Origin of the sequence: Hyphomonas sp. (assembly GCF_040882205.1) — a bacterium.
Lineage (GTDB): Bacteria > Pseudomonadota > Alphaproteobacteria > Caulobacterales > Hyphomonadaceae > Hyphomonas.
This window is the reverse complement of the sequence record NZ_JBBEBT010000111.1, coordinates 1-5,705: the sequence shown is the minus strand read 5'-3', so window position 1 is coordinate 5,705 and position 5,705 is coordinate 1. Positions and strand designations below refer to the sequence as shown.

Sequence of the window (5,705 nt, the reverse complement as noted above, 5' to 3'; positions counted from 1 at the left end):
ATCCGGGCGAGCCGGGTCGAACAGACGGTGGATAATCCCGTCTGACCACCTTGGTCCTGCGAGGTCTGCACGGGCCAGCTGTCAGGGCCTGGCGGCGCCGAACCCGTCCAGGGAGCGGCCCGAAACCCGGCGGCGGACCCGGCGGACGGGCTGCGTCCAACGCCAATCCTTGTTTTCCTCCCGGCCGCCGGGCCGCGTCCGCCGCGCATGGCGCCGCACTCCGTGCCCGGACGGCTCTGCCAGTCCGGCGTCAGCGGCTTGAGGTAAGCGCCTACCTGAACCAGTCCGCCAGCCAGGGCGCATGCTCCGCCACCAGCGTCGCCGCAAAGCCGGCGCCCGTGATCAGGCCGAAGATGAGGATGCCCAGCCCGGTGATCCAGCCGAGCGCCAGCGCCGCACCGGCAGACATGAACATGCCGTCGCGCTGAATGAGGCCCACCGAGGCCACGGTTATCGCGAGTGAGGGGATCGTGTTGGTGATCGGCAGCATGATCGTGACCGCGGCAACAGCGATGATCAGCCCCAGGATTTTCTCACCCGCACCGTGCGCAATAAAGCGCCAGCGGGGGCGCGACAGGCGCTCGGTCCAGCGCAGGCGCTTGTTGGCAAATTCGGCAATCGAGGTCAGCCATTCCGGTTTCAGCCTGGCGCGCATCGCCCAGCCGGGCAGCCAGGGTTCGTTGCGCCCGAAAACGATCTGCAGGCCCAGCAGGAAGATCGGGACGGCGATGATCTGCGCGCCGGGGAGTCCCGGAACGAGACAGGGGATTGTGAGGATCAGGATCAGCAGGCCAAAGGCCCGGTCGTCCAGCGCGTCGATGACATTGCCCAGGGTCTGCGGCGCCTCTCCCTCGCCGGTTCCGGCGATCTCGACAATGGCATCAATGAACCCGCCGTGCGGCGCGGCCTCGAAGTTTTCAGGCGCGGAGCCGGTTGTGTTGGTCAATGTGCTGCTGCCCATGTCTTTGCGGCCTTCGCTTCGACCACCAGCGGCACTGACAGCTTCACTGCCGGACCGTCCGCCGAGGCCATGGTTTCCTGTGCAACCCGGATCAGTTTCTCGGCTTCCTCCTCGGGACACTCGAAGACCAGTTCGTCGTGCACCTGAAGCAACATCCGTGCCTTGAGGCCCGCCTTCGCGAGTGCCTCCGGCATGCGGATCATGGCGCGCTTGATGATGTCAGCGGCGGTGCCCTGCAACGGCGCATTGATGGCCTGGCGTTCAGCGAAGGCGCGGGCAGGGCCCTTGGCCTTCATGTCCGGCAGGTTGATCTTGCGGCCGAAGGCGGTGCGCACATATCCGGTCTCGCGGGCATAGTCCTTGGTTTCATCCATGTACTGACGAATGCCGGGAAAGCGCTTGAAGTATTCCTTGATATAGGCGGCCGCTTCCGATTGCCCAATTCCCAGCTGGCGGGCGAGGCCGAAGCCGGAGATGCCATAGATGATGCCGAAGTTGATCGCCTTGGCCTGGCGGCGCACCATCGGGTCCATGCCCTCCACCGGAACGCCGAACATCTCGCTGGCGGTCATCGCATGTATGTCCAGCCCCTCCTTGAACGCCTGTTTCAGCGCTGGAATGTCGGCCATGTGCGCCAGGATGCGCAGTTCGATCTGTGAATAGTCGGCGGAGACCAGCACATTGCCGTCCTCAGCAATAAAGGCCTCGCGGATCTTGCGGCCCTCTTCCGTCCGTACCGGGATGTTCTGCAGATTGGGATCGGTGGAGGAGAGGCGGCCTGTCTGCGCACCGGCCATCATGTAGCTCGTGTGCACCCGCCCGGTTTCCGGCTTGATCGCTGCCTGCAGCGCTTCGGTATAAGTCGAGCGCAGTTTCGACAGCATGCGCCAGTCCACAATCGTTCGGGGCAGGGCGTGTCCGGCTTGCGCCAGATCCTCGAGCACATCGGCATCGGTCTGCCAGGCGCCTGTCTTGGTTTTTTTTCCGCCGGGAATGTTCATCTCGTCGAACAGGATTTCGCCAAGCTGCTTGGGCGAGCCGATATTGAACGCGCGTCCCGCCTGCTCATGTGCCTGCGCCTCAAGGCCGGCCATGCGCTGGGAAAAATCTGCAGAGAGCCTCGACAGCATCTGCCGGTCAACCTTGATGCCGGCTTGTTCCATCGCGGCAAGTACCGGCACCAACGGACGCTCCAGCGTCTCGTAAACGGTCGTCACTTCTTCCGTTCGCAGGCGCGGCTTCAGCACTTGCCAGAGGCGCAGCGTCACATCGGCGTCCTCGGCGGCGTATTCTGTCGCCTTGTTGAGCGCGACCTGCGCAAAGGTTTTCCGGGTCTTGCCGCTGCCGGCGACATCCTTGAACGAGATTGGCTTGTGGCCGAGATAGCGCTCGGAGAGTTCGTCCATGCCGTGATTATGGACGCCGGCATTCAGCGCAAACGAGATCAGCATCGTGTCGTCTATCGGCGCAACGCGGACGCCGTGTTGCGCGAACACGCTGACGTCATACTTGATGTTCTGGCCGATCTTCAGCACGGCCGCGTCCTCCAGCATCGGCTTCAGAACCTTCAGCGCCTCGGCCATCTTGATCTGGCGCGGCGGGTCCGCGCCGAACATATCGCCGCCGCCTGCGGCCACGTCGGGGTCTACATGCGCCAGCGGAATGTAGCAGGCTTCGCCCGGCGCCAGTGCCAGCGAGACGCCGACCAGGCCTCCGGCTACGGAGTCGAGCGCATCGGTCTCAGTATCCGCCGCCACCCAGCCTTGCCTGGTCGCGCGCGCTACCCAGTCCTCAAGGGTCTTCAGGTCACGGATGCAGACGTAGGCCGAGCGGTCGACGGCGACAGCATCCGGCGCTGCCACGTCCAGCACGCCTTCCTTTTCCATCTGCTCGCGTACGCGCCGCGTGATGGTTCGCAACTCCATTTCCTCCAGGAACTCGATCAGCATTTTCGGTTCGGGGTCCTGTACGGCGAGGTCTTCCAGCGGGATGACGAGCGGCACGTCATCTTTCAGCGTCACCAGCTGTTTCGAGATGCGCACCTGGTCTGCAAACGCGATCAGTGTCTCGCGCCGCTTCTGCTGCTTGATCTCGCCTGCGCGCTCCAGCAGCGCTTCGACCGTGCCGTATTCGGTGAGCAGTTGCGCAGCCGTCTTGATGCCGATACCGGGCGCGCCGGGCACATTGTCCACGCTGTCGCCGGCGAGCGACTGTACATCGACGACCAGCTCCGGGCCGACGCCGAACTTTTCGATCACCTCCTCACGGCCCTGCAGCTTGTTCTTCATCGGGTCGAGCATCAGAACCTTGTCGGAGACAAGCTGCATCAGGTCCTTGTCGGACGAGACGATCGTCACGCGCGCTCCCTTCGCCTCGGCCTGGCGGGCATATGTGGCGATGAGGTCGTCGGCCTCGAAGCCGATCAGTTCGATGGCGTGCGCGGCAAACGCCTCGGCTGCGCGGCGCACCAGCGGGAATTGCGGCACCAGTTCTTCCGGCGCTGGCGGGCGCTGCGCCTTGTAAAGCGGGTAGAGCTCATTGCGGAACGTGTTGCCGGAGGCATCGAAGATGCACGCAAAGTGCGTCGGCCGCTCGGGGCCTTTCAGCTCCTCAAGCATCTTGAACAGCATGTTGCAGAAGCCCGCGACCGCCCCGATGGGTAATCCGTCCGACTGGCGCGTCAAAGGTGGCAGAGCGTGGAAGGCCCGGAAGATGTAGGCGCTCGCATCGATCAGGTAGAGATGGCTTTGTTCGGTGACGGGGGCCGTGGCCATAAGCGATTCCTCTGTGCTGGGGAGAGTTTAGCTGGTGCGCAGGGGCGCGTCACCCTGAGCCGGCCCCCTCGGCCGTGGATTAAACGAGAGTCACGCAAGTCCGATTCTACTTTGCGGCGAGCTGAACTGTGGTAGAAATGTGGCATGCAGCGTGACCTCGTCTTCTCCGAAGCCCTGGACCTTGCCCCGGCGGCGCAGAAGCCCGTGCAAAAGGCGCCCTGGCATCTGTTCGTGATCGGCTCCGCCGCCGTGCTGTGGAGTTTGTTAGGCATCTTTGACTTCCTGGCGACCGCAACGCTTTATCCGCCGTACATGGCGCGCTTTCCGGCAGAGGCGCAGGCCTACTGGTCGGCTTTGCCGGACTGGCTCTATGGCACATGGGCGCTGGGCGTGTTTGCGGGCCTGGCCGGCGCCGCCTTGCTCGTGCGGCGGCGTGCTGTCGCCGTGCGCGTCCTGATATTCTCAACCGCCGCGACAATGCTCACAATGGGCGCCAGCTTCTCTCTGCCTGCGCCGGACTATGACGGCAACCGCGTCTCGGCGGTCTGCATCATCGTCGTCTCGCTACTGGTCCTCAACTACGCCATGCATCAGGCGAAGCAGGGCGTCTTGCGCTGAGGCGATTTCCGGCTAGCGTCCCTCGCAGCGATATCGGGAGGACGACATGATCAACGAAATGAACCTGACCTGGGTGCTGCGCAAGCGGCCCGTAGGCGACCTTAGGGAAGGTGACCTTGAACTCGTGGAGAGCGCGCTGGCGCCGCTCGCAAACGGGCAGGTGCGCGCCAAGACGATCTATCTCTCCCTCGATCCGACCAACCGGATCTGGATGAGCGACATGGACGCCTACCTGCCGCCCGTGCAGATCGGCGATGCTATGCGCGGCGGCGGCTTGAGCGTGGTGACCGAGAGCCGGTTTGACGGCCTGGCGCCTGGCGACATCGTGAACACGGGTCTTGCGGGCTGGGCCGTCTACAACACACTGCCGGGCGCTTCATTGACGAAGCTGCCAACGCTGCCGGGTGTGCCGCTCACAGCCTATATGGGCCCGCTGGGCGCGACCGGCATGACGGCCTATTTTGGCCTGATGGACATTGCCAGGCCGAAGGCAGGGGAGACAGTTGTTGTCTCCGCGGCGGCAGGCGCCGTCGGCTCGATGGTCGGGCAAATCGCGAAAATACAGGGCTGCCGTGTTGTCGGTATCGCGGGCGGTAAGGACAAGTGCCGCTGGCTTACCGAAGTTGCGGGCTTTGACGCTGCCATCGACTATAAGTCTGAGGATGTTGGTGGCGGGCTCGACAAGCATTGCCCGAACGGCGTCGACATCAATTTCGAGAATGTCGGTGGACGGATAATGGACGAGGTAATGGCGCGCCTCAACGACTTCTCCCGCATGCCGCTGTGCGGGCTGATCTCAACCTATAACGACACCGCGCCGACACCCGGGCCGTTCAACTTCGCCAACCTCCTGATGCGCCGTACGCTGGTGAAGGGCTTTATCGTTATCGATTATTTCCCGCGCTTCCCCGAAGGCATCCAGCAGATGGCGATGTGGCTGATGGAAGGAAAGCTGAAGTTCGAGACCGACATCGTCGACGGGTTCGAGAAGGCGCCGGCCAGCCTGTCGCGTCTGTTCGAGGGCAAGAACCTCGGCAAACTGGTCGTGAAGGTCAGTGACGAACCCGCCTGACCTCGCGGCTTCGCCTGCCCGGCCTGACCCCCCCCTTCCATTTTGAGGAGGGCCGGGCAGGCAAACTTGCGGGCGAGGCCCCATGAACACTCCGGTTCAGCTCGCATTCATCGCTGTCCCGGCCAAAATAAAATCAACGCAATCGGGAGCTTGGGCTGAAATGACAACGGGGATTGGCGCGAAGGTGCGCCTCTGGATGGCAGGCGCCGGGGCCCTGGCGCTGGCGGGATGCACGACCTCGGATTGGGAAGGCGTCGCGATGGGGCTGCAGATGGCGGCG

General features: G+C 63.8%; 4 protein-coding genes. 2 read left to right on the top strand and 2 right to left on the bottom strand.

Going from position 1 to position 5,705, the window contains the following annotated elements:
- Positions 1-271: 271 nt before the first annotated feature.
- Positions 272-946 (bottom strand): exopolysaccharide biosynthesis protein, encoded by a 675-nt coding sequence (locus WEA77_RS04530; protein WP_368066677.1) that lies wholly within the window; start codon positions 944-946, stop codon positions 272-274.
- Positions 943-3,735 carry a DNA polymerase I gene (gene polA / locus WEA77_RS04525; protein WP_368066676.1) on the bottom strand — a complete coding sequence of 931 codons (2,793 nt, stop codon included), beginning with the start codon at positions 3,733-3,735 and terminating at the stop codon, positions 943-945. Before polA ends, WEA77_RS04530 begins: the two co-directional genes overlap by 4 nt.
- Positions 3,736-3,879: 144 nt before the next feature.
- Here polA and WEA77_RS04520 point away from each other — a divergent pair, with 144 nt between their 5' ends.
- Together WEA77_RS04520 and WEA77_RS04515 are read left to right on the top strand one after the other, a co-directional pair.
- Positions 3,880-4,353 (top strand): hypothetical protein, encoded by a 474-nt coding sequence (locus tag WEA77_RS04520; RefSeq protein ID WP_368066675.1) that lies wholly within the window; start codon positions 3,880-3,882, stop codon positions 4,351-4,353.
- 46 nt (positions 4,354-4,399) lie between these two features.
- Positions 4,400-5,425 carry an NADP-dependent oxidoreductase gene (locus WEA77_RS04515; RefSeq protein ID WP_368066674.1) on the top strand — a complete coding sequence of 342 codons (1,026 nt, stop codon included), beginning with the start codon at positions 4,400-4,402 and terminating at the stop codon, positions 5,423-5,425.
- Positions 5,426-5,705 lie beyond the last annotated feature (280 nt).

What these genes read in the sequence shown, in the direction of transcription:
- polA (WP_368066676.1), bottom strand. Translation starts at nt 3,735, where the DNA reads ATGGCCACGGCCCCCGTCACCGAACAAAGCCATCTCTACCTGATCGAT.
- WEA77_RS04520 (WP_368066675.1), top strand. Translation starts at nt 3,880, where the DNA reads ATGCAGCGTGACCTCGTCTTCTCCGAAGCCCTGGACCTTGCCCCGGCG.
- WEA77_RS04515 (WP_368066674.1), top strand. Translation starts at nt 4,400, where the DNA reads ATGATCAACGAAATGAACCTGACCTGGGTGCTGCGCAAGCGGCCCGTA.